Below are 22,581 nucleotides of genomic sequence, written 5' to 3' on the forward strand. Positions count from 1 at the left end.
CATAAGGAGAGGATATTATTGGGTTCTTTAACGATAGGGATTGTCATGGCGGTCGTCACCTTAGCTTTATTACTTACAGGAATTCCAATCGCATTTGCATTAGGACTCGTTTCGGTTGGTTCTATACTCCTGTTCCTTGATATTACAACTTTCAACATGGTGGCTGAATTCGTCTACGGTTCCTTAAACAATTTTTCTTTGCTTGCTATTCCTTTGTTTATTTTCATGGGTGGTATATTTGCAAGGTCACGAGCTAGCTCTGATTTATTTGAAACTGCTTATTTATGGACAGGTAAAGTACCTGGTGGCTTAGCAATAAGCAGTGTCGTCTCCTCTGCCTTGTTCGCCGCTTTATCTGGATCTAGTCCTGCGACCGCTGCTGCTATTGGGAAGGTAGCCATCCCTCAAATGAAAAAACGAGGCTACTCTAATTCTATCTCTACCGGAGCAGTAGTTGCCGGAGGAACGTTAGGGATCCTTATCCCACCAAGTGTAACGCTGATTTTATATGGGATAGCAGTAGAAGAATCCATCGGGCAATTATTCGTAGCAGGGGTCATCCCTGGTATATTAGTGGTTTTATTGTTTTGCTTATGGATCTACGTTGCTACTCTACTGGAAAGAAGAAAAGCTGGGGTGCAAAGTGCTGCGGCTGTCGAAAAGTCCGAATCTGAATCAACTGTCAGTAAGGACGGGGATGATATAACACCATCCGGTTTCTCTTGGAAGCAACGCTTTGTTTCTCTCTTATATGTTCTTCCATTCTTGCTCTTAATCGTCGGGGTTCTGGCATCTTTATATTTAGGTATTGCTACGCCAAGTGAAGCTGCAGCTTTTGGTGCAGTACTCGCTCTCTTAATGGTCATTGTAGTTTATCGTTCTATGACATGGAAAAAATTAATGAACCTGTTATTAGAATCTACGAAAGAAAGTACCATGGTTTTATTAATTATTGCTTTTTCCGCCTTAATTGGAACGACAATGAGTTATTTGCACATCCCACAAGACTTGGCAACTTATATTACGAGTCTTGACATGTCGAAGTGGCTCGTATTAATCATCATTAATTTATTTTTAATTATGTTAGGGTTTTTTATACCGCCTGCCGCTATTATCTTAATGACTACTCCTATTTTATTTCCTATCATTACTGGCCTCGGATTTGATCCCATTTGGTTCGGTATTGTGATGACATTAAATATGGAAATGGGCTTGATTACTCCACCTGTCGGACTTAATATTTTTGTGGTAAAAGGAATTGCTCCTGACATTCCAACGAATGATATTATCAGAGGTTCCATCCCATACGTTGGTTTACTCGCAATAGGTATTGTGATTTTAACTATATTCCCTTCGCTTGTCACTTGGCTGCCGAATTTATTGTTTTAAGCAAACACAAAACCTGTCGTTCTCTGCGACAGGTTTGTTTTCTGTTTAACAAGGAGGTTATTTCTATAACATGAAACTTTCTATGCGGGAATGTATTAAGAGGGTTCTCGTGTAGGTGCTAGGCGCTGCTCCGTTCACGTTATACACTAGTGGCTTACCAGTCAGTGTTTACACTTTTATTGCGGTTTGCGTGTCCATTTTCTTATACAATTCATCAGAAGGTTCTTTTAACTTTCTTATATTTGTCATTTCAAATCCACTCTTTGGCAATGTAGGCATGCGGCTCATATCGTAACTTAAATCTTGGTCAGGTACATCAAAAGTGATATAATTCGTCAAATAATGAAAGAATGCTGTCATTACCATGACAGTCATCCACTCTCCCGCACACCGATGACCCATATAATGATTTCCTCCCCCTTGAGGGACAAAAGAAAAAGGGCTTTCTTTCCAATTTTTAAATCGTTCTGGAATAAATTGATTAGGTTGCTCCCAAGAATCGGGATGACGATTTGTTCCAAACAAATCAAGAATGACCAATGTATTTTTTTTAAACTTATAATCATTCCATAAAAAATCCTGTTTTACTTTAGCAGCCATCGCGGGAGCGAAAGGATAGAACCGTCGTACTTCCTGCGCGAACATTTTACTATATCCATCTGTATCTTCTTTTAATTTTTGGTGAACTTGCGGGTACTCGTGCATGGCAACCGCTCCAAATACCATAAAATAAGCCGTCGCTACCAAAGGACGGAATGTATTACTTAAATCAACTGCCGCTACTTGAGGATCTAAACGTTTCCCGTTTGGCTCTCTATGATGAGCAATAATACATGCTGGCGTATAAGACGGAGGGACGAACTTTCCAGCACGTATTTCTTTTATAATACCTGTCAACCATTTTTCTTGTTTTGAGCGAGCTTTTGCCCCTTGTCTAAACCGTGCAGGAGATCCTCCAAATGAATCTATCATATCTAATACTTCACGAGATCGCTGCTTTACTTCTTTTTCTTTTAAGGGGACACCTGCCCATTCACAACCGGCACGGGTGAAAATTTCAACCATTTCTTCAAAAAGGTTAACTCTCTCTTCCTTCTCCCACTGACACACTTTCTTATCTAAATGTTTAATAGCAATTCTTCTCATGTCTTCTAACCGTTCGGGCGTCATCATGGATAGATGCATACGTTTACGCTGTCTATGAGCTTCATCGTCTTGTTCATGAACACCGCCTTCGCCTAACAGCGACTTCATAACCGGTTTCGGAATAGCTCCTTTTCTTTTAAACTTATTTTCATCGTAAAAAATGGCAGCTGATTCCTCTCCAGCCATACATACTGCTTTCTTTCCAACCAACCTCGTTTCAAAAATATCAGAACCTAACTGTTCTCTCCTGCTCGGAATGTAATTAAATCCTTCTTTTATGAGAGACAGTGTGCTATCTAATGATTTTTCACGAGGGACTGGCGATTTTACTTTCACCTAAGACCAGCTCCTTTGCCAAAAAAGGTATGTAAAAACAATGGATCTATAGGTTATTAATCCCCATCCCTTGTGAAATTAAACGCCCGATTTCATACACAGCCATTAGATAACCTGTAATTCCGTTAACTCAATGAAAGAAATCCTATGAAGCCCATCATTTAAAGATGTTTCACCTATGCATAGGTTATTATAGTACTACACGGATGGCACACGTCCGTATTTCTATGGTTTTACTTTTTCAATGACTCTTTCAAGAGAACGGATATCCATTATTTTTTTATTGCATTCTTGGTTGTCTAGACAAATATAATGTCCGATGGCCCGGTAATAATCCGTATTGTCATTTGATTTATCATTGGTGTGGAAACTTACAAAGGTAACGGTAGTCACTTGTTTGCAAAAATGGCAATAATCTTTTAGCGCACGCGGAATGTAACGCCCTTCTATTGGGAGAAGCTCGCCATTTTGATGATAAAGGATATATTTTTTCTTTTGGCCGGGGTCATTCCAACCTAAATAAGTTCTCCGTGAAAGGTCTATTCTTGTTAAATTTGGAATTGTCATACGTATATTATCGGGAAAAAGATCTTTAATCCTCTGTTTCGTAATATTTGGAAAAGATTCAACATAACGATAAATGGAACCGATAAAAGCTTCGACTTCTATGCTTGACTTCACTTCTTTCAATGACTCAATAATGTTTATTTCTTCTTTACTTAAGTGAGGAAATTGCTGAATGATACGATCCGTCGCTTGGCCTTTCACTGCTTCTATTACCCCTTCATCTTCAATATCCTGAAAACAACGTTGTATATTTCTTGCCTCACTTTTAATAATATTTAAATGATGATTACGTATAAATGTTGATGGCAACTCGGTCCCTCCTCCAAAATATTAATACCATGATATCATTATAATCCGCTTATACCAAAGACAGAGATCAGAAAACACGGCCAACATAACATTTATTTAAAGTCTATAGTATAGAGACAGACAAAACGCTTCCGACTATCATTCTGATAATCGGAAGCGTTCTTTACTCTTCTGGAAGGAGAATTCCAGCTCATTTTCAATTATATTTTTAATGAAGTATATTTAATCTCAAGATATTCCTCAATGCCATAGTATCCACCTTCGCGACCAAGACCGCTTTCTTTCATTCCTCCGAATGGAGCTTGTGGAGTAGATGGGAGTCCGTCATTCACACCTACGATACCATAATCAAGGGCCTCGCTAATACGCAAAGCTCTGGAAAGATCTTTCGTGAATACATAAGCAGCTAATCCAAAGTCCGTGTCATTCGCTTCTTCAATAGCTTCTTCTGCTTCCTTGAAAATAGCGATTGGTGCAAGCGGCCCAAAGGTCTCTTCATTCATACAAAGCATATCAGATGTTGCTCCTGAGATAACTGTTGGGGTGTAAAAGGTGGTCCCACCTTCTACTTTTGTACCTCCGCTCAGTACTTCGGCACCTTTTTCTTTTGCATCTTCGACATGCTTTTCCACTTTAGACATAGCATTCTCATCGATTAAAGGCCCGATGACAGTATCCTCATCAAACCCGTCTCCTACCTTCAGGTTAGCTGTGGCTGCCGCAAACTTTTGGGCAAACTCATCAGCGATTCCTTCTTGAACATAGATACGATTAGAACACACACACGTTTGACCAGCATTCCGGAACTTCGATTGAATCGCTCCTTCTACTGCCTGATCCACGTCTGCATCATCCATTACGATAAATGGAGCGTGTCCGCCAAGTTCTAGAGAAACTTTCTTCATCGTTTTAGCGGAACCTTCCATTAGATATTTACCAACTGGAGTTGAACCAGTAAACGTTAATTTACGTACACGCTTGTCATCTAGCCAAGCTCTTCCAATTTCTTTCGGATCTCCAACAACGACATTTATAACTCCTGCTGGAATCCCGGCTTGCTCGGCGAGGTCCGCCAAGAGAAGTGCTGTCAGCGGTGTTTGTTCTGCCGGCTTAATAACAGCAGTGCATCCAGCTGCTAAAGCAGGACCTACTTTTCTCGTGATCATAGCCGCTGGGAAGTTCCAAGGGGTGATAGCTGCAATTACTCCGACAGGCTGCTTTTGTACTAAAATTCGCTTGTCTGGATGGGAGGCAGGAATGGTATCACCATATATCCTTTTCGCTTCTTCAGCATACCATTGGATAAATCCGTTGGCATATCCTACTTCCCCTAGTGCCTCTTTATAAGGTTTCCCTTGCTCTTTCGTCATAACCGTCGCGATTTCTTCCTGGTTCTCTTTAATTAATTCATACCACCGGTAGAGAAGCTCAGAACGTTCTCCGGCTGTTTTTTTCGACCATGACTGAAAAGCTTTATGGGCAGCATCCGCAGCTTCTTCCGCTTCTTTTTTTCCACCCATTGGAACTTCTGTTAACACTTCTCCTGTGGAAGGATTTGTTACTTCCATTTTGTCTAGGGCTTCCCCTGTCCATTTTCCATTTATATAGAGTAAATTTTTCAACTCTATCCCTTCCTTTCTATCACCGAGCACCTGCAAGTTTAGTTGCTAGCCGCTTGAATGGCTTCTTCTAAGATGTTTAATCCTTCTTCGAGCTGATCGTCTGTAATAACAATCGGCATGAGTACACGGAGAACATTACCATACACACCTGCAGTCAATACAAGAAGGCCACGCTTCTGTGCTTCTTTCATAATCCGTCCAGCAATGTCCTTATCCGGAGTTTTGGAGTCTTGGTCACTCACTAATTCCATTGCACACATTGCCCCAAGTCCGCGTGCTTCTCCAATGCAATCATAGCGGTTCTTCCACTCATTAAATGTATCCATCACTTTTTTACCGACTTCTGCCGCTCTTTGATTTAGATTTTCTTCCTCAATAACATCAAGCACAGCAAGAGCTGCCGCACAACCAAGCGGACTTCCGCTATACGTGCCGCCGAGCTCACCAGCATTCGCTGCATCCATCATTTCAGCTCGTCCAATCAAACCACTGATAGGTACTCCGGCCCCCATTGATTTTGACACAGTGATCAAATCTGGTACTACGTCAAAATGGTCAATGGCAAAGTAGCCGCCTGTACGAGTAAACCCTGTCTGAATTTCATCAGCTACCATCACGATACCATGTTCACTACAGTATTCACGGATACCTTGCATAAATTTCTTATCAGGAACGATAAAACCGCCTTCTCCTTGAACAGGCTCAATAACTACTGCCGCTACGCGATCTGGGGAAATTTCATGATCGATCACACGCTTGAAGCTCTCTAATGTTTCTTCAATGTACTCTTCTTCCGTCATGGAATCAGGTTTTCTATAAGTATATGGATAAGGAGCACGGTATACTTCAGGAGCAAACGGTCCAAATTCGTGCTTATAAGGTTTAACCTTCGCGGTCATAGACATAGTCATCAATGTCCGGCCATGGAACGCACGAGAAAAAGTAACAACAGCAGGACGCTTCGTATATTTACGAGCTACCTTTACCGCATTTTCTACTGCTTCTGCTCCACTATTTAAAAACATTACTTTTTTGTCATAGCTTCCCGGAGCGAGATCAGCAAGTTTTTCCGCAAGCTCAATATAAGAATCATACATCATCACGTTAAATCCAGTATGAATAAAGTTGTCAGCTTGTGATTTAATAGCTTCTACTACTTTAGGATGGCTATGCCCTACGTTTAATGTACCTATCGCTCCAGCAAAGTCGATAAAACGGTTACCGTCTACGTCCTCTACAAGGGCACCCTCTGCACTCTTTGCAAATGTAGGTACACCGTAGCTCACTCCGTCTGGAACGATTCGGTTCCGTCTTTCTAATAATTGTCCTGCTTTTTCACCAGGCAGGTTTAAGAAGTCGTTTTTTGTTGTCATCGATCATCATCCTTTCTGTCCTTTTGTAGTATATCACTGTTGCAATCTTTGTGCCAAAAACTTCTCCATTCCATTATGGTACCCAAAAAACCTTTTTTATTTCTTTATTCCACTGTAATTCTCTGTACAACACGCCTTAAAATTCAATAAATTATTTTCATGAAAATAGAAAGTTATGTACGTGCTTTTAAAAATCCATTACTTTTTTATTCACACAGGAATATTCCATTCAAATATGAATGAAGTGATATTTTCACAAGTCATTTGTGTTCACTTAATAAACGTTTTATATATTATCCTTCTTCGATCTGTAATTACTACATTAAGAACAAAGGAAATCTGATTTCTTCATTAATATATATCAGACCCGAATAAAGAATCGGTTACTTTTTTTCTGTCCTCTATTCTGTTATTCTATTATTAATAAATTTTATTCATAAATAAATAACAAACCTTGTACTAATGTAAGCGTTATAAAGACTTCGCTTGTACTTTTTATTCAAAATTGAATCGGAGGAACACCAATGATATACACCAAAGATGAAAGTGAAAGGATTTTAGAGTCCCTTCAAGATGATTTACTAGTGACGGATGTTTCCGGAACCATCACAAAAGTTACCCATACCATGAAAAAATTATATGGAGTCGAGAACGATGAACTGGTTGGTCAGTCTGTCTACGACCTTGAGAAAGCAGGGATTTTCAAACCTGCAGTCACTCCCATGGTAAAGAAAAACAAAAAAAGGACAACCATTATTCAAACAACAAATGATAACAAAAAGTTGTTAGTAACAGGTATTCCTGTGTTTGATGATAACGGGGATTTGTGGCGTATTGCCACTTATTCTCATGATGTTACCGAGCTCGTAAACATTAAAGATTATTTGTCAGAAATGGAAGAAGAAATGGAACGAGTTCTGTATGAATTGAACCGTCTGAGAGGTCAGTATTTGCAGGAATATGGATTTATAGCGCGTTCCTCGACCATGAAGCGGTGTCTTGAAATGGCCAGACAAGTTGCTGATGTCGATGTAAACGTCCTGCTTTTAGGAGAGTCAGGCGTTGGTAAAACTCAAATTGCTAAAATGGTTCACAAAGAAAGCCCGCGCAAGGACGGTCCTTTCATTGAAGTAAACTGTGGTGCCATCCCTGAAACCCTTTTTGAGTCTGAGTTTTTCGGGTATGCCGGCGGTACCTTCACCGGTTCTAATAAAAACGGAAAAGTTGGTCTTGCTGAGCTTGCTGAGGGGGGGACGCTGTTTTTAGACGAAGTTGGGGAACTCTCTCTTAACAATCAAGTGAAAGTCCTTAAATTTATTCAAGAAAAAGAGTTTTACCCTGTTGGAGGGCGCAAATCAAAAAAGGTAGACTTTCGCTTGATATCCGCTACCAATCGCCCTCTTGAAAAGTTAGTTCAAGAGGATAAGTTCAGGGAAGATTTGTTTTTTCGTTTGAACGTCGTGCCAATCACTATACCCCCTTTACGGGAACGTACTCCCGACATCATCCCTCTCATTGAACATTTTGTACAGGAGTTTTCCGAAAAATACGAGAGGGAAATTCAGTTAGAAAAAGGGGCGATGAAACTTCTTAGCGAGCATGATTGGAGAGGAAACGTACGCGAGTTAATGAATGTCATCGAACGACTAATTGTAACGACCCCCTCCAACGTATTAAAGCCTGAAGATATTTGGATGCCTAATAAAAGCACAGATCAACAAGACAAATTTTCATTTCAAGGTTCTCTCCCGGAAACCCTTGCTTCTGTAGAAGAAAAAATAATAAAAGAAGCGGCCTCGCAGTGCCGTACAACGACAGAAATGGCCGAATGGTTAGGAATCAGTCAACCGTCTGTTGTCCGCAAACTAAAAAAGTATAACATTAAATAATTTGGCACGTATCTTGCAATAATATTACGGTAAATATAAAAAAGGGTGATATGTGTGGAGACAAACCATTCTAGTGGGACTCACAGATCCGATATGTCATTTTGGACTCCTGCTAACAAGCGGAAGTCACTTATCGTTTCTGTAGTCAGCATGTTTTTATTTTTAGTTCCTGTTCCCTACCAAGGGCAATGGACGATCGGAATCGGAATCGTCGCCGAGGCGTTACAGGCCACTTTTGAAGAACACTTGCCGCTATTTATGACTTTCATATTAATATTATCGGTAGTCGGTACTATTGTAATGAAGCTTGCTGTAAAAAGCGGAGCCGATTGGGCACAACGTCCGTCTTTCACAAAAGATTTACTGGATGTAACCTTTTTCTGGGGATTGCTTCGTGTCTTAGGTGCCATTTTTGCTATCATGACTTTATTTGAATTGGGTCCTGAATTTATATGGTCCCCTGCAACCGGGGGAACGGTACTGTTTGACCTCGTTCCTGTATTGACCACTTGGTTTCTAATTGCCGGGTTTTTAATGCCCTTACTTCTAGAATTCGGTCTCATGGAATTTATCGGTACAGCTGTCCGTGGAATTATGCGTCCTCTCTTTAAACTTCCTGGACGTTCATCCATCGATGCTCTTGCTTCATGGATGGGAAGCGGGACTGTTGGTGTTCTGATCACTACGCAGCAATATGAAAGCGGTTATTATACGAAACGGGAAGCCTCTGTCATTGCTACGAACTTCTCCGTAGCATCGATCGCTTTCAGCTTATTAGTTATTAACTTTATTGGCATGGGCCACATGTTTATTCAATTTTACGTCACGGTCATCGTTGCCGGGTTCGTTGCAGCTATTGTTTGTCCAAGAATTCCTCCTTTATCCAGAAAAGAAGAAACATATTACGAGCACGCTGGAAAGCAAATTACCGAAGAAGTACCAGAAGATAAATCACGTCTTCGTTGGGCAGCAGAACTTGCCGTGAAGAAGGCATCTAATGTAAAAAGCGCTGGCCCTATCATAAAAAGCGGTGTTCAAAACGTTATTGATATCTGGTTTGGACTTATTCCACTCGTAATGGGGTTAGGAACTATTGCTCTAGTCATCGCAGAATTTACACCGATTTTCGAAATTATTTCTTATCCAATTGTTCCATTATTAGAATTAGCGGGCATTCCTGAAGCTGTTGATGCTGCCCCTGCTATGCTAGTTGGTTTTGCCGACATGTTCTTGCCAGCTGTCATTGGAAGCGGTATCGAAAGTGAATTGACACGCTTTGTCATTGCCGTTCTTTCCATGACTCAACTTATATACATGTCAGAAGTGGGTATTTTGCTGTTACGTTCAAAAATCCCTTTGAATTTCTGGGAAATCCTTATCATTTTCCTTGAGCGCACGATTATTACACTTCCTATTATTATCTTCATGGCTCATGTATTCTTTTTCTAAATCATAAATGCTCTCATCTGGACTATCTTGATAGATTCGCTAAATACATTTGGCATGAAAATTGCATTAAAATGATATTGCAGTATGATTATGTTTTATCTAAGTTATTTAGGAGGTTTTATAGTGTATAAACCAAAAGATTCATCTACTAGCCCTCGTTATACAGGCGTTCGTACATTTATGAGATTAGAACAAATTAAGACAACAGAAGATGTGGACTTTGTCGTTGTGGGAAACCCATATGACACAGCTGTTTCTAACCGGATTGGAGCCCGTGGAGGCCCTCAGCATATTCGTGATTTCTCTGTTCTATTACGTCCTTACAATCCTGTACAAAAGATCAATATATTTGACTACTGTTCTGGAGTGGACTATGGCGATTTTGAAATCGTTCCTCAGAACATCCATAAGTCCTATGACATTGTCAAAGAAGAACTTGGAAAAATCTTAGATAACAACATTACACCGATTATCCTTGGAGGAGATCATTCTATTTCACTTGGTCATTTGCGGGCTTTTGCAGAGAAGCACGGACCAATTGCGCTTGTTCACTTCGATTCACATAGTGACACGTGGGATAACTATTTCGGTGAAAAATACATGCACGGCACTCCATTCCGCCGCGCTGTAGAAGAAGGCTTAATTGATACCGAACATTCCATTCAAGTCGGACTTCGCGGCCCTCTTTATGGCCCGGAAGATGAAACAGATCCGGAAGATCTAGGATTCAAAACAATACCAATGCATGAAGTAAAGAAACTTGGTTATGAAGAAGTACTACGCCAAATTCATGAACGTGTTGGTGACCGTCCTGTTTTTGTATCCTACGATATCGACTTTGTGGACCCTGCATTTGCCCCAGGGACGGGCACCCCAGAAATTGGCGGTCCTGACAGCCATGAAGCTCTAGAATACGTTCGCGGCCTTCATGGACTTGATATCAAAGGATTTGACCTTGTGGAAGTTCTTCCTGAATATGATCATGGAGAAATAACAGCAGCTCTTGCTTCTGCGGTAGCATTTGAAATGATCAGCTTAGTTGCTATGAAAAAAAGAGAGCAACAAAATAAATAATGTCTTATATTATCCTCTAGTCTGTTATGACTAGAGGATTTTTTTACGTTTACTATTTGCTGCTAGCGGAAAATAATCACATATAACATTGTTTCCTGTAAAAACTAAGTATGCTTCATCTTAAGTATCACTTTTAGAAAGGAGTGAAAATATGGAGCATGTAAAAGCTTTAACCTTTAAAGGCTTGTTAACTCTTGCCGTTCTCTGGCTCATTTTAACTGTAGGTTTTGGTGTATCCTTCTGGCACGTTATTATATTAACTGTAATTCTCGGAGTGCTTTCTTATCCTGGTGATGTATTCTTACTTCCAAAAATAGATAACCTTCCGGCGACAGCCGGGGACTTTGTCCTTTCCTTTCTCGTTATTTGGCTATATGGGACACTGTTTTTTACTGCAGACATTTCCGTGTGGCTAGCTTCTCTTATTTCTGCCCTCTTTCTTGCAGGAGGGGAATATTATTACCATACGTATTTGGCAACTCACCTCCTCCCAGCGAACAACCGGCTCCGCATGGATTCACAATAATTTTTTAGGCTTCCTCTATATGGGGAAGCCAATTTTGTTTTCTGCTGCTTTTCTTACTTAATTCAGTTTTCCTTTTTCTTTACAGCGGGTAATAACATTGTAGAACCTTTCATCAAAAGAGGAGGCTTCAATCCATGAGTACTAAAATGATTGGTGGCGTTTTTGAAGAGCAGCATGACGCCGTGCTGGCTATTAAGGGATTAAAAGAAGCAGGTTATACAACAAATGATATTTCCATTTTCACTCGAAATGACAATGTACTTGCAGAACTTGAGCAAAAAACCGGTACTGTTCGCTTAGATGATGGAGCTAAGACAGGGAAAAGCGAGAATATTGATAAATTCGCCGTGAGCGGTGTTGGCGGCGGTGGTTTATTAGGTGCCATTGCTGGTTTAGGGCTCCTTGCCGTTCCAGGGATTGGTCCCGTAGTCGGGGGAGGCCCATTAGCAGCCGCCTTAAGTGGTGCAGGAATCGGTGCCGGGGGCGGAGGCATCATTGGAGCTCTTACCGGCGCTGGCATCCCCGACGAAAAAGCCAAAGACTTCGAAGGTTACATGAAAGAAGGCTATATACTAGTGTTAGTAGAGGCAGATGAAAAGAGAGAACGCACAGTATACGATATCTTTTCTTCCCATCATGATGTAGAAGCGCGCGAATTCAAACGTTAATCGCGACGACGTTTTCCCTTTTGTAACTTGGGGTAAGTCTAAAAAGAACACAAATTCCTAATAAGGAGGTTTTATAGTGCAAAAAAAAATTATTGGCGGTGTCTTTCAAGACCAGCAAGATGCTATTAATGCTATTGAAGCCTTAAAAATGGATGGCTATGCGACGGAGGATATCACGGTTTTTTCAAAAAATAAAAACGATCTCGATGCACTCGAAAACAAAACAGGAGCCTCGACTACGGATGATTCGACAAGCAAAGGAAAAGGAGCAAGCATCGGTAAAGGTGCCGGTATCGGTGCAGGAAGTGGCGGCGTACTGGGTGCGCTTGTCGGCTTAGGCCTTCTTGCTATTCCAGGTATTGGACAAATTGCAGCTGCCGGGCCATTAGCAGCAGGTCTAGGCGGTGCCGGCATCGGCGCTGGAGGCGGCGGTATCGTAGGAGCCCTAGTCGGTGCAGGTATTCCTGAAGAGCATGCCAAAGATTATGAAGCATATTTAAAGAAAAATCACATCGTTGTCTTAGTAGAAGCAGACATTGATCAAGAATCCAAAGTGTATGACACTTTCAACACGCACCGTACAGAAAACTCGCACATGTACCCCGATAATCATCAACGAGGAATGCGTCTTTAACACGTGACTTCACGTTATAAGAAGGGGTGGAATTGCTTATTCAGCACTTCCGCCCCTACTTTATATTAGATAAATTATCTGGCAATACTTAAACTTATACAGGATTTTAGAGGAAGTGAAGCGATGAAGTCTATTTTAAATAGGAGCAAATTTTACTTATTGTTAATTTTCATTTTAGTGCTTGCCGGAATATATGTTTTCACAACTCTAGAACAACGAGAAGTCCCAGAAACGACAGTTAACGTAATAAACGTAACGACGCCTCTACCCGGAGCCAGTCCAGAAGACGTAGAAAACTCGGTGACTTCACCGGTGGAGGAGAATATATCGGGGATTACAGGAGTGGAAGAAATATCTTCTGTGTCTTCAAACGACATTTCAGTCATCACTTTAACATTACAAAACAACAGTGACATAAAAGAAGTGACTCAACAAGTGGAACAAGGAGTCCGAAAAGCTGAAAAGGAATTTCCTGAGAGAGCCTCCTCCTCATCTATTGAGGAAGTAGAAGCGAATACTCCTCTTCTCAGTTTTATGCTGACTCATGAAAAAAATGATGATTTACAAGACCTTGAAAGCTTTATTACAACTTTAGACCGTGAAGTATTGTCTGTAGAAGGTGTGTCAAGTACATTAACAAAAGGGTTAACAGAAGAAAGAGTAGAAATTAATCTGCTTAGTGAAGAATTAAGGGAGTATCAGCTCACTCCTCAGGAGATCATACAAGAATTAGAGCAGCGATTACAGCCTGTCTCTTTGGGTGAGGAAGAAGAGAACGATAAGCAAGTCTCACTCTTGCTTGAAGAATCGGAAGGAATAAAAAAGCTAAGAGATTTATACGTTAGTAATGCCTCTGTGCCTTTATCTGATGTGGCTGACATTCAAAGAGCAGAGACGAATCGAGAAGATATTATTACCCATAATGGGACACCCGCTATAAACTACACTGTTTACCTCCAAAAAGGGGGAGATGCGCCGGCAGTTAGTGAGACGATTACCAAAATCATGGAGGAGCAAGCACGGAATCTTCCATCAGACATATCGATACATCCTATTCAGTCTCAAGCCGAAAGTATTAACGACATCTTCAATGATCTCTACCAAGCTCTCGGTTTAGCCTTATTAGCAGTCATTTTCATTACCTCGCTTGGCCTTACAATTTTCGGGGCCCTCGTTGTCTCCTTAACTGTAATCGCATCAATCTTTATAGGTCTCATCCCTATCCCTTGGATGGGAGTCGACCTTAACCAAATATCTATTATCGGTTTAATTATAGCGATAGGGATCCTTGTCGATGATTCGATAGTAGTAAACGATAACATTCAAAGACGTTACAAGCTTGGTGACCAACCGATACAGGGAGCAATTACAGGAGTAAAAGAAGTGTATCCGTCCATTCTTTCGTCTTCACTTGCCATCGTTCTAACCTTTTCGCCTCTTTTGTTTTTATCAGGGGCCAATGGAGAGTTCATACGAGCGTTACCCAGCATTTTAATTACGACAATTATAGCATCTACCATTTTAGCTCTACTATTCGTGCCAATAATGCGCTATGTAAACTACCAGCGAAAAAAAGGATCATTTCCGAGCCATCCTGGTTTATTAGGAAAACCGTTGGAATGGGTTGCTAAAACTTACGCTTACAAAGTGCTTCCAGTTATGATAAGAAAACCGTTAATCACTACACTTGCTGGAGTCATTTTAGCTTCAAGCTGCTTTACACTTATACGCTATACTCCATTTGAGTTCTTTCCAGATGCCGACAAAGATGTAGTAACTGTAGACGTCTTGGCACCCCAAGGGACCCCCATCGAAACTACTGATGACTTAGCAAATGAGGTTGGTGCCTTTCTGGAAGAAAATGAACCAGTTATTCAAGAAGTGAGCGTGTTTACAGGGACGGGGTTGTCCAATCTGTTTGGGGCTTCTCTGGACCAATCCGACAGTCACACGGCTCAGCTTGCCCTTCATATCGATAATGAGTCTTTAAAAGCTACCAATATGATTGATAAATGGGAAGAAAGAATACGAAGCGAATTCCCTGAAGCTGATATATTTATGGAGACTATTGTTCAAGGGCCTCCTGCTGGTGCCCCAATTACCGTTTCCATATCCGGAAATGACATGTATGAGTTATTAGAACGCCGTGACCAACTGAAAGAAAAAATAAAAACAGAGGCAAACTCGAACATTGTAACAGACAACGTCGGAAACCTCGTTCGAGCTAAAGAATATGAAATAAACAAAGACTCTCTAGAAGAGAACCAATTGTCTCAAACTCGTATTGTTAATCAGTTACAGCTTGCGACGGAGGGTATCCCGATTGGGGACCTATATTCCTCCAATGACTCCTCTCTTGCCGTACAACTGTTCCAAAAAAATAACGAAACGTTAGACCTAAGTGCTATGGAGATACCAATCCCTGCGGAAAGCGGACCTCCTCAGTTTATCAACCTGGAGGACGTCGTTTCAGAAACAGAAACAGAGGTCCTACCTCAAATCCCTCATAAAAATGGAAAACGAACAGTCACGCTTCGTGCCTTTGGGGATCATGACGGCTTTGAACAGCAGGTTACCTCCATAGTAGAAGATCAACGTACAAAAGACAGTGAAGAATTTGAATATAAAATTGGCGGGGAAGAGTCAAATCAGCAGGATTTCTTTCAGGAAATTACAATTTTGTTTATTATTATCCTGCTTCTTGTTTATCTTGTGATCGCCTTTCAATTTAAATCATTTGGTTTACCCTTTCTCATATTACTTGCTGTGTTTCTCGCTATTGCCGGAGCAGTCGTTGGACTTTTTATCACTCAAACACCAATCAGCTTTTTAGGAGTTATGGGAATGGTATCTCTTACGGGGATTGTCGTTCGAAACGCAGTAGTGTTGATTGATTTTGTTGAACAAAGACGAGGAACCATGAATATTCATCAAGCAGTCCTTGACTCAGGTTACGCAAGGATAAAGCCAATACTGTTAACTACTTTGACGTCTATCACCGCTTTAGTTCCGGTGGCGTTGAGCGGCGATCCATTATTTGAACCATTAGCCATTACGATAATAGCCGGAATCAGCTTTTCTACGATTTTAACGGTATTAATTGTCCCGAGCTGTTATATGCTGTTTGCTCACTGGGGTAAGATAAAAGGTTAGTTTTTTCCCTTTTATCTCCTGGCTGTTCTTGCCAGGATCCCCCCCTCTTTTTCCGTGCGATCCAAGGGGTCATTCCTTGGATCAACTTGCACTTTTTCATGTTGAAGAGCTAGTTTCTAGTATCATCTTACCTTATATCAGAACATGCCCAATTTGTAATGCAGTTAATAACAATACAAAATAGACTGCGCAAAAAGAAACATTCCAATTTGATATTTGAAAAGGCGGTTTCTCTACTATATTTGACATTACTCCTATCGTGGCATTATACGGTCCCATCAAAAATGCCGGCACTGCACTTCCTAACATCATTAATGCTAATAGTAAATGAGATATGCCTAGGACATCAGGATTTAACGCCTCCACAACTAACACAAATGTTACGGCGGGATGTAACCCAAGAAAAGCAAATAACAAAGGTATAAAGGGAAGTATTATGAGAACGAACTGGATACCTATACTATTTACCAAGGATTCGATGACCTTATTTATACTTTGGTCCATACCAGACATATTTATAGCTGAGATAAAAAAGCCAGCAGATAAGAACAAGAAAAATTGATCTTTCATTTTTAAAAGATGGGTGGAAAAATGCCCTTTTAACCCTTCGAAAAAATTTTTAGGTTTCTTTAACAAGACGGCCCATGCTAAAGAAAAGGGAATGACTAACAAGCTAATGGTAAAAATAAAACTTAATTCAAAAAAATACTCCGTTATCATCACAACGATATTTAGTAACAAAATGGCCAATATAATATGCAGGAGACGTGCATGTGACTTTTCCTGAGAAACTTCTAAGGTGGCAGAAATTTGTTGTTTTGTTTCAGCCTCTTCTTTATTTACTGAACCATTGTTTCTCCGTATATGCAGCTTTGCCATAAACCAGTCTAAGAGTAATCCTACAATACTTAATGGGACTAAGTATGTAATCACACCAGTGTAGCTTACGCCAGTCATTTCTATAACAACTCCAACGATAGGTGTGACTGGTGTCCACAATACAGGCATTGCAAAGCCATGGGTAATGGAACGAGACATAAAGCGCTCTTTGTCTTGGATGGGAAAGCTATTCAACGATGGACGAATGGAATAGTAAGTCATTGGTAACGCTGCTAAATTCATAAATGAGCTTAAGAAAAAAGAAGTTCCTGATGAGACCATATAAAGCTGGTCTTTGCTCTTCACTTTTTTTCTTATCACTCCCTCTACATCATTCGCATACCCGCCTAATTTAATGGGCAGAGCGAGAATAGGTATTAATGCAAAAAGAGTTAATAAATTCATCATTGGCCCAAAGGCGAATATGTACTCCCCCCATGAAGTACCACTAGAGTAAAGCATGAGAAATCCCGCCGCTAAAAAAAGGATCCCGAACGTAAGAACGATTTTTCCAACGGTAGCAATACTCCATACCACTGCTAGAAAAGCAGCCAATGATAACAAGATCTCAATGATAGAATGGGAATAAATATTAGAGATTAAATATAAAGAAATAGCTATAAAGAATAATAATCTTACCATAAATAGCCGCCCCCCTTCGGAGTACTGTCTGCTTCACTACTTCAGCATCTTTATGTATAATGTTGCCTCTGTTGGCCTACCAATTATTCTACCAGCTAGTCCAACAGAGGCAACAGTCTAAACCTAACCCTCCCATATCACAGGAGGGCGGCACTTTATTTTCACCTTACCATTGATTTCTTCATAATGAGTTACCCAAGTACAATTCTTACATACACTTTTACAAACATACCCGTGTAAAGAGCAAGGCACTTCTTTATCTGCCGTGACGTTTTCTTCTCTTTCTTTAAATAAGTGTTCCTGCCAGTTTAATTGACCGGGTATAACCATTGCCCCCACCCCTTTACCCACTCTATATTGTATATTGTATACCAAAATAAACGTTAATAAAAGGATTATTTTTTATAACCCCTTCACTTCTACTCATTTCCAACGGAGGTCTTGCTTGCAAATGGAGTATCCTGTAATTTGATGGACTCGGATGGACAACACTCAAAAGCCTCTATCACATCTTCTTCTAATTCTTCCGGTACTTCTTCCGTACCTGTGTTATGGTCTATTATTACTTGAGAAAGTCCCTCATCATCATATTCAAATATGTCTGGGGCTATATCTTCACATGACCCGCACGAAATACAAGTTTCTTTATCAACAAATGTATATTTAGCCATAAACTTATTCTCCTCTCTTCTCACTAAGCCATCACTGATGTACTGTGTAACGGCTGTACTTTAGCTGCTGGATCAATATATGCCTTTGCATTATTCACTGCAGTAGGAGCTTCACCAAAGCCAGTTGCTATTAATTTAACTTTGCCGTCGAAAGTCGTTATATCTCCTGCTGCATAAACCCCAGGAATGTTCGTTTCCATTTTGGAATTTACAACGATAGAATTTTTATCTATCTCTACCCCTATATTTTTTAAAGGACCTAATGAGGATACATAACCATAATTAACAATGAGCTCATCGACAGCTATATGCTCAACTTCTTTTGTTTTACTATTCTCTATCACTACTTCTCGAATTCTATCTTCCCCAATGAAGTTACATGGCTGGTATGGTGTTTTTATCGAGACCGTTGAACGAAGCATTTTTTCTACACTATGCTCATGAGCTCTAAATTTATTTCTTCGATGAATAACACTGACTTTTTGCGCAATTGGTTCTAGCATATTTGCCCAATCTACAGCTGAATCTCCGCCCCCGCATATCGCCACTTTTTTGTTTTGAAAATAGTCGAGATGATCTATAGAGTAATGGAGATTTTTTTCTTCAAATTTTTCGTATCCATCAATTAATAGCTTACGTGGTTGAAAAGCACCTACACCTGCTGTAATAATAACGGTCTTTGTTAAGTGTACCTCTTTATCAGTTGTTAACATTATCGTTCCATCAGATAAGCGATCTAATCCTTCCACTGATTGTTCTAAGCAAATCGCAGGGTTAAATTGCTTCGTTTGTTCTTCTAACCGCGTTACTAGTTCTTTTGCTCTTATTTTCGGAAAACCGGCTACATCATATATATATTTCTCAGGGTATAAAGCTCCCAATTGGCCGCCTAGCTGAGGCATGCTTTCAATGATTTTGACTGATGCCTGTCTTAGCCCGGCATAGAAGGCGGCAAATAAACCAGCCGGTCCTCCGCCAATAATTGTTATATCCGTTACACTTTCATCCATGGATCCACCTCCGCTTCCTTGTCTTAAATGAGAAGTCCTGACATAAACAATCCCCCATAACATAGCGCTCCAACTATCACCAGGGCAGGATGAATTTGTAGCTTTTCCAATGATAAGTAACTTAGCAAAGCGATGATTACGAGGTGTACTACCCCACTAGCTTCATAGGAGTTATAGAAAAACTGGATAGCGAGTATTCCTAATAAAATAGCTATCACTGGTTGTACAGACCGCGTCATAAATTTTACTTGCAATGAATCTTTAAACATAGCTGCAAATCGAAGCAAAATCACTACTGCAATAGCTGAAGGAGCAATCGTCGCAAAAAGTGCGATACCAGCCCCGGCTACTCCCCCCACTTCATAACCAATAAACCCTCCTAATTTTGTGGCTATCGGACCGGGGAGTGCATTAGCAATGGCTAACAGTTCGCTAAATTCATGATTAGACATCCATCCGTAACGATTAACGACTTCATTTTGGATTAACGGAATAGTGGCAGGTCCTCCGCCATACCCTAATAAATTAGCTAAAAAGAATGCCATAAATATATCTACATATGTCATCACTATCACTGGACTTTCTTTTTGATTTTCTCGGTTACTTTCAGACTTTCTTTTATTTTTCTATTCTTGTACATGGCAAACAGAAAGGAGACAGATAGGAAGATGAAAACTACAATACCAGGATGAATGTTGAATAACTCTATAAAAACAAGACATATGACCGCTCCCCCTAACGCCCCTTTCACTCCTAAGCCTTTGGAAGCTTTTTTTAAAAAATTCAGAGCCATTGTTAATAACATAATTGCAATGACAGGGGTGACCCCTTGTATCATTCCATTGATGAAGGGAGATGACCGAAATGAATAAAAAAAACTTAATAGAGCAATCAAAGCGAATAGGGAAGGGAGTATGTGGGCAAAAACTGCTATTACAGCTCCTGCTATTCCTTTTACTTTATATCCCACATAGGCTGCCATTTTCGTCGCGATGGGCCCGGGAAGTGTGTTGGCTAATGCTAACGTTTCACCAAACTCATCCCGATCCATCCAGTTATAATTTTTCACGGCCTCATATTCTATAAGTGGTATGACCGACGGACCTCCCCCGTACCCCAACACTCCTGATCTAGCAAACCCAATGGTAATCTGTAAATATGGATGCAATCATTCACTCCCCCTTTCAGGTGACTGAAGGGCGGTAATAATTAGACCACCCCTCCCTGCCTTTTCATGTTTATCGTTTAATATCCGCATCGGTTATAACTTCATGTCCGTCATTCTTTAAGTGTTCTGCTAAAGCCGCTAGAGCTGCGGTTCCTACTGCTGTATCTTGTTCTCCGTTTCCGCCGCTGACCCCGACACCACCGATTACTTCTCCGTTAACGACAACTGGAAAACCACCAACGAATGTCGCAAATTTTCCAGGTATCATATGTTGAATACCAAATGCTTCATTACCCGGCAAGACTGGGCCATTTGGTTCCCGATTAAATAAATGAGTTGAGCGCTTGTGACCTGCTGCTGTAAAACCTTTCGCCATAGCAATTTCAGGTCCGGTCACTCGAGACTTATTCATTCGTTCCATCGCGATCACATAGCCTCCGCTATCGACTACAGCTATGGTTTCTAACACGTTTATTTCTTCAGCTTTTTTTCGGGCTGCCTCAATCATTAACTTTGCTTCTTCTAAAGTCAGCTCATATACTTGATGCATAGCTATGTCTCCTCCTTAATAACCAACATAAACTGTTTTTGTTTGAGTAAAGAATTCCATGCCGACTCGTCCTGATTCTCTAAAAGTAGATGTGCTAGATTTTTTCAATCCTCCAAAAGGAGCGTTAATTAAATTTCCGGTAGTTGTTCGATTCACTTTTACTGTTCCTGCTTCAATGTCTTTCGTGAATTGTTTCGCTTGTTGAATATTCTCCGTCACAATGGAAGCAGCTAATCCGTACTCTACATCGTTAGCAATTTGTATCGCTTCCTCATAAGAGTTCGCTTTTAAAATAGAGATAACTGGTCCAAATATTTCTTCTTGAGCGATTCGCATATGTTGATTTACTCCTGAGAATATAGCTGGTTCTACAAAATAGCCGTTATTATACTCTTGGCCCTCTAAACGCTTTCCGCCATATTCAAGGTGTGCTCCTTCTTCTTTTCCGATCCCAATGTATTTTAATACCGTATCCATTTGTTTCTGGTTAGCGAGCGGGCCTATTTTTGTATCTTTGTTTAGACCATTTCCGATAACTAATTCTTTTGTCTTTTCTATTAATGTTTCCTTAAATTCCTCCGCTACCGACTCCATCACAATTACTCGGCTCGTTCCTGTACAAGCTTGCCCTGTTAGAGAGAACCCTCCGTTGATAGACAGTGTAGCCGCTTTTTCTATATTTGCATCTTCCATGACAATCAATGGGTTCTTCCCACCAAGTTCCATTTGGGTTCTCGTTGTAAGGGAAGCTTTTTGATGAATATCTTCTCCGGCACTTGTTGATCCAGTAAATGTTACAGCTTTTACCGCAGGGTGAGTAATAAGACGATCTCCAATTTCAGATGATTTCCCAGTTATAAAGTTGATTACTCCTTTAGGAATCCCTGCCTCATGTAAAGCTTCTACTAAGCGATACGCAATTAATGGGGTGTCCGAGGATGGTTTAAATACTACCGTATTCCCGGTCATAAGGGCGGGAGCGATTTTTCGCGCGGGAATAGAAATTGGGAAATTCCAAGGTGTAATAACAGTGACGACTCCTAACGGTTCTCTTTCCGTATACACATCCATAGATGGGTCGTCATTTGGAAATGTCTCTCCCGTGAAGCTTAACCCTTCCACCGCATAATATCGCAAGGTTTGAGCAGATCGTTTCACTTCTCCTTGTGCCGCCGAAATGATTTTCCCTTCTTCTTTTGTAAGTTCCTCTCCATATTCCTCGGCTTTGCTCTCTAAAATATCTGCAGCCTTATTTAAAATCTCGGCTCGTTTCGACGGTGCCATTCGAGCCCACGTTGGAAATGCTTCTTCAGCCGCGTCAATTGCTTGCTCCACATCCTCTGGCGTGGAAGCTTGAAACCGACCTAATATTTGTTCAGTGTTGGCCGGGTTAATACTGTCGAACGTTTTCTGATCTCGGCTTCCTTGCCATGTGCCGTTAATATAGTTATTGTAACTTTCAATTTTTGTCTGTAACAAATGACCACCTCTTCTCAATTATTGGTATTGTTTAGGCAGCTTCCAAT

At 40.6% G+C, this 22,581-nt stretch carries 19 protein-coding genes; 8 read left to right on the forward strand and 11 right to left on the reverse strand.

From position 1 onward, the window contains the following. The first annotated feature begins 18 nt into the window (after positions 1 to 18). Positions 19 to 1,389 (forward strand): TRAP transporter large permease, encoded by a 1,371-nt coding sequence (locus BM095_RS11740; protein WP_091661971.1) that lies wholly within the window; start codon positions 19 to 21, stop codon positions 1,387 to 1,389. A 168-nt stretch (positions 1,390 to 1,557) separates the two neighbouring features. On the opposite strand, the gene BM095_RS11745 is transcribed toward BM095_RS11740, so the two are convergent. From BM095_RS11745 to gabT, 4 genes are all read right to left on the reverse strand, one after another. Then, on the reverse strand, positions 1,558 to 2,871 hold the full coding sequence (locus tag BM095_RS11745; RefSeq protein ID WP_091661974.1) for a cytochrome P450: 1,314 nt from the start codon (positions 2,869 to 2,871) through the stop codon (positions 1,558 to 1,560). Positions 2,872 to 3,096: 225 nt separating this feature from the next. Further along, positions 3,097 to 3,747 carry a FusB/FusC family EF-G-binding protein gene (locus tag BM095_RS11750; protein WP_091661976.1) on the reverse strand — a complete coding sequence of 217 codons (651 nt, stop codon included), beginning with the start codon at positions 3,745 to 3,747 and terminating at the stop codon, positions 3,097 to 3,099. Between the two features lie 200 nt (positions 3,748 to 3,947). Then, complete coding sequence (locus tag BM095_RS11755; protein WP_281243896.1) at positions 3,948 to 5,369, reverse strand: NAD-dependent succinate-semialdehyde dehydrogenase; 1,422 nt, start codon at positions 5,367 to 5,369, stop codon at positions 3,948 to 3,950. 38 nt (positions 5,370 to 5,407) lie between these two features. Next, positions 5,408 to 6,742: a 4-aminobutyrate--2-oxoglutarate transaminase gene (gabT, locus tag BM095_RS11760; RefSeq protein WP_091661978.1), complete on the reverse strand. Its 1,335-nt coding sequence runs from the start codon at positions 6,740 to 6,742 to the stop codon at positions 5,408 to 5,410. A gap of 524 nt (positions 6,743 to 7,266) precedes the next feature. Between gabT and BM095_RS11765 the strand changes: the two genes are divergently transcribed. The 7 genes from BM095_RS11765 to BM095_RS11795 all read left to right on the forward strand — a co-directional run bounded on the left by BM095_RS11765 (position 7,267) and on the right by BM095_RS11795 (position 16,135). Continuing rightward, positions 7,267 to 8,631 carry a sigma-54 interaction domain-containing protein gene (locus BM095_RS11765; protein WP_091661981.1) on the forward strand — a complete coding sequence of 455 codons (1,365 nt, stop codon included), beginning with the start codon at positions 7,267 to 7,269 and terminating at the stop codon, positions 8,629 to 8,631. Positions 8,632 to 8,724: 93 nt separating this feature from the next. Then, the gene (locus BM095_RS11770) at positions 8,725 to 10,080 is read left to right on the forward strand and encodes a YjiH family protein (protein WP_091662505.1); all 1,356 of its coding nucleotides are present in this window, start codon (positions 8,725 to 8,727) and stop codon (positions 10,078 to 10,080) included. 123 nt (positions 10,081 to 10,203) lie between these two features. After that, positions 10,204 to 11,154, forward strand: a complete 951-nt coding sequence (speB, locus tag BM095_RS11775; RefSeq protein ID WP_091661983.1) for an agmatinase — start codon at positions 10,204 to 10,206, stop codon at positions 11,152 to 11,154. A gap of 151 nt (positions 11,155 to 11,305) precedes the next feature. After that, on the forward strand, positions 11,306 to 11,680 hold the full coding sequence (locus tag BM095_RS11780; RefSeq protein WP_091661986.1) for a DUF2512 family protein: 375 nt from the start codon (positions 11,306 to 11,308) through the stop codon (positions 11,678 to 11,680). A 134-nt stretch (positions 11,681 to 11,814) separates the two neighbouring features. Next, the gene (locus tag BM095_RS11785) at positions 11,815 to 12,348 is read left to right on the forward strand and encodes a hypothetical protein (RefSeq protein ID WP_091661988.1); all 534 of its coding nucleotides are present in this window, start codon (positions 11,815 to 11,817) and stop codon (positions 12,346 to 12,348) included. Between the two features lie 76 nt (positions 12,349 to 12,424). Next, positions 12,425 to 12,982, forward strand: a complete 558-nt coding sequence (locus BM095_RS11790; RefSeq protein WP_091661990.1) for a general stress protein — start codon at positions 12,425 to 12,427, stop codon at positions 12,980 to 12,982. A 123-nt stretch (positions 12,983 to 13,105) separates the two neighbouring features. After that, positions 13,106 to 16,135 (forward strand): efflux RND transporter permease subunit, encoded by a 3,030-nt coding sequence (locus tag BM095_RS11795; RefSeq protein WP_091661993.1) that lies wholly within the window; start codon positions 13,106 to 13,108, stop codon positions 16,133 to 16,135. 132 nt (positions 16,136 to 16,267) lie between these two features. On the opposite strand, the gene BM095_RS11800 is transcribed toward BM095_RS11795, so the two are convergent. The 7 genes from BM095_RS11800 to BM095_RS11835 form a co-directional block, all read right to left on the reverse strand. Then, positions 16,268 to 17,656 (reverse strand): hypothetical protein, encoded by a 1,389-nt coding sequence (locus BM095_RS11800; protein ID WP_091661996.1) that lies wholly within the window; start codon positions 17,654 to 17,656, stop codon positions 16,268 to 16,270. Positions 17,657 to 18,075: 419 nt separating this feature from the next. Beyond that, positions 18,076 to 18,327: a ferredoxin gene (locus tag BM095_RS11810; RefSeq protein WP_091662001.1), complete on the reverse strand. Its 252-nt coding sequence runs from the start codon at positions 18,325 to 18,327 to the stop codon at positions 18,076 to 18,078. Positions 18,328 to 18,350: 23 nt separating this feature from the next. Next, complete coding sequence (locus tag BM095_RS11815) at positions 18,351 to 19,337, reverse strand: NAD(P)/FAD-dependent oxidoreductase (protein ID WP_091662004.1); 987 nt, start codon at positions 19,335 to 19,337, stop codon at positions 18,351 to 18,353. A gap of 23 nt (positions 19,338 to 19,360) precedes the next feature. Then, positions 19,361 to 19,903 (reverse strand): chromate transporter, encoded by a 543-nt coding sequence (locus BM095_RS11820; protein WP_091662507.1) that lies wholly within the window; start codon positions 19,901 to 19,903, stop codon positions 19,361 to 19,363. Between the two features lie 5 nt (positions 19,904 to 19,908). Then, positions 19,909 to 20,505: a chromate transporter gene (locus BM095_RS11825; RefSeq protein ID WP_091662006.1), complete on the reverse strand. Its 597-nt coding sequence runs from the start codon at positions 20,503 to 20,505 to the stop codon at positions 19,909 to 19,911. 70 nt (positions 20,506 to 20,575) lie between these two features. Next, positions 20,576 to 21,055 carry a GlcG/HbpS family heme-binding protein gene (locus BM095_RS11830; RefSeq protein ID WP_091662009.1) on the reverse strand — a complete coding sequence of 160 codons (480 nt, stop codon included), beginning with the start codon at positions 21,053 to 21,055 and terminating at the stop codon, positions 20,576 to 20,578. A gap of 15 nt (positions 21,056 to 21,070) precedes the next feature. Beyond that, the gene (locus BM095_RS11835; RefSeq protein ID WP_091662012.1) at positions 21,071 to 22,534 is read right to left on the reverse strand and encodes an aldehyde dehydrogenase family protein; all 1,464 of its coding nucleotides are present in this window, start codon (positions 22,532 to 22,534) and stop codon (positions 21,071 to 21,073) included. Positions 22,535 to 22,581 lie beyond the last annotated feature (47 nt).

The organism is Alteribacillus iranensis (assembly GCF_900113025.1).
GTDB lineage: Bacteria > Bacillota > Bacilli > Bacillales > Marinococcaceae > Alteribacillus_A > Alteribacillus_A iranensis.

Bases quoted from the DNA above. Each gene is read 5' to 3' on its own strand.
- gabT (WP_091661978.1), bottom strand. From the start codon at position 6,742: ATGACAACAAAAAACGACTTCTTAAACCTGCCTGGTGAAAAAGCAGGA.
- BM095_RS11765 (WP_091661981.1), top strand. From the start codon at position 7,267: ATGATATACACCAAAGATGAAAGTGAAAGGATTTTAGAGTCCCTTCAA.
- BM095_RS11770 (WP_091662505.1), top strand. From the start codon at position 8,725: ATGTCATTTTGGACTCCTGCTAACAAGCGGAAGTCACTTATCGTTTCT.
- BM095_RS11780 (WP_091661986.1), top strand. From the start codon at position 11,306: ATGGAGCATGTAAAAGCTTTAACCTTTAAAGGCTTGTTAACTCTTGCC.
- BM095_RS11785 (WP_091661988.1), top strand. From the start codon at position 11,815: ATGAGTACTAAAATGATTGGTGGCGTTTTTGAAGAGCAGCATGACGCC.
- BM095_RS11795 (WP_091661993.1), top strand. From the start codon at position 13,106: ATGAAGTCTATTTTAAATAGGAGCAAATTTTACTTATTGTTAATTTTC.
- BM095_RS11800 (WP_091661996.1), bottom strand. From the start codon at position 17,656: ATGGTAAGATTATTATTCTTTATAGCTATTTCTTTATATTTAATCTCT.
- BM095_RS11810 (WP_091662001.1), bottom strand. From the start codon at position 18,327: ATGGCTAAATATACATTTGTTGATAAAGAAACTTGTATTTCGTGCGGG.
- BM095_RS11815 (WP_091662004.1), bottom strand. From the start codon at position 19,337: ATGGATGAAAGTGTAACGGATATAACAATTATTGGCGGAGGACCGGCT.
- BM095_RS11820 (WP_091662507.1), bottom strand. From the start codon at position 19,903: ATGACATATGTAGATATATTTATGGCATTCTTTTTAGCTAATTTATTA.
- BM095_RS11830 (WP_091662009.1), bottom strand. From the start codon at position 21,055: ATGCATCAAGTATATGAGCTGACTTTAGAAGAAGCAAAGTTAATGATT.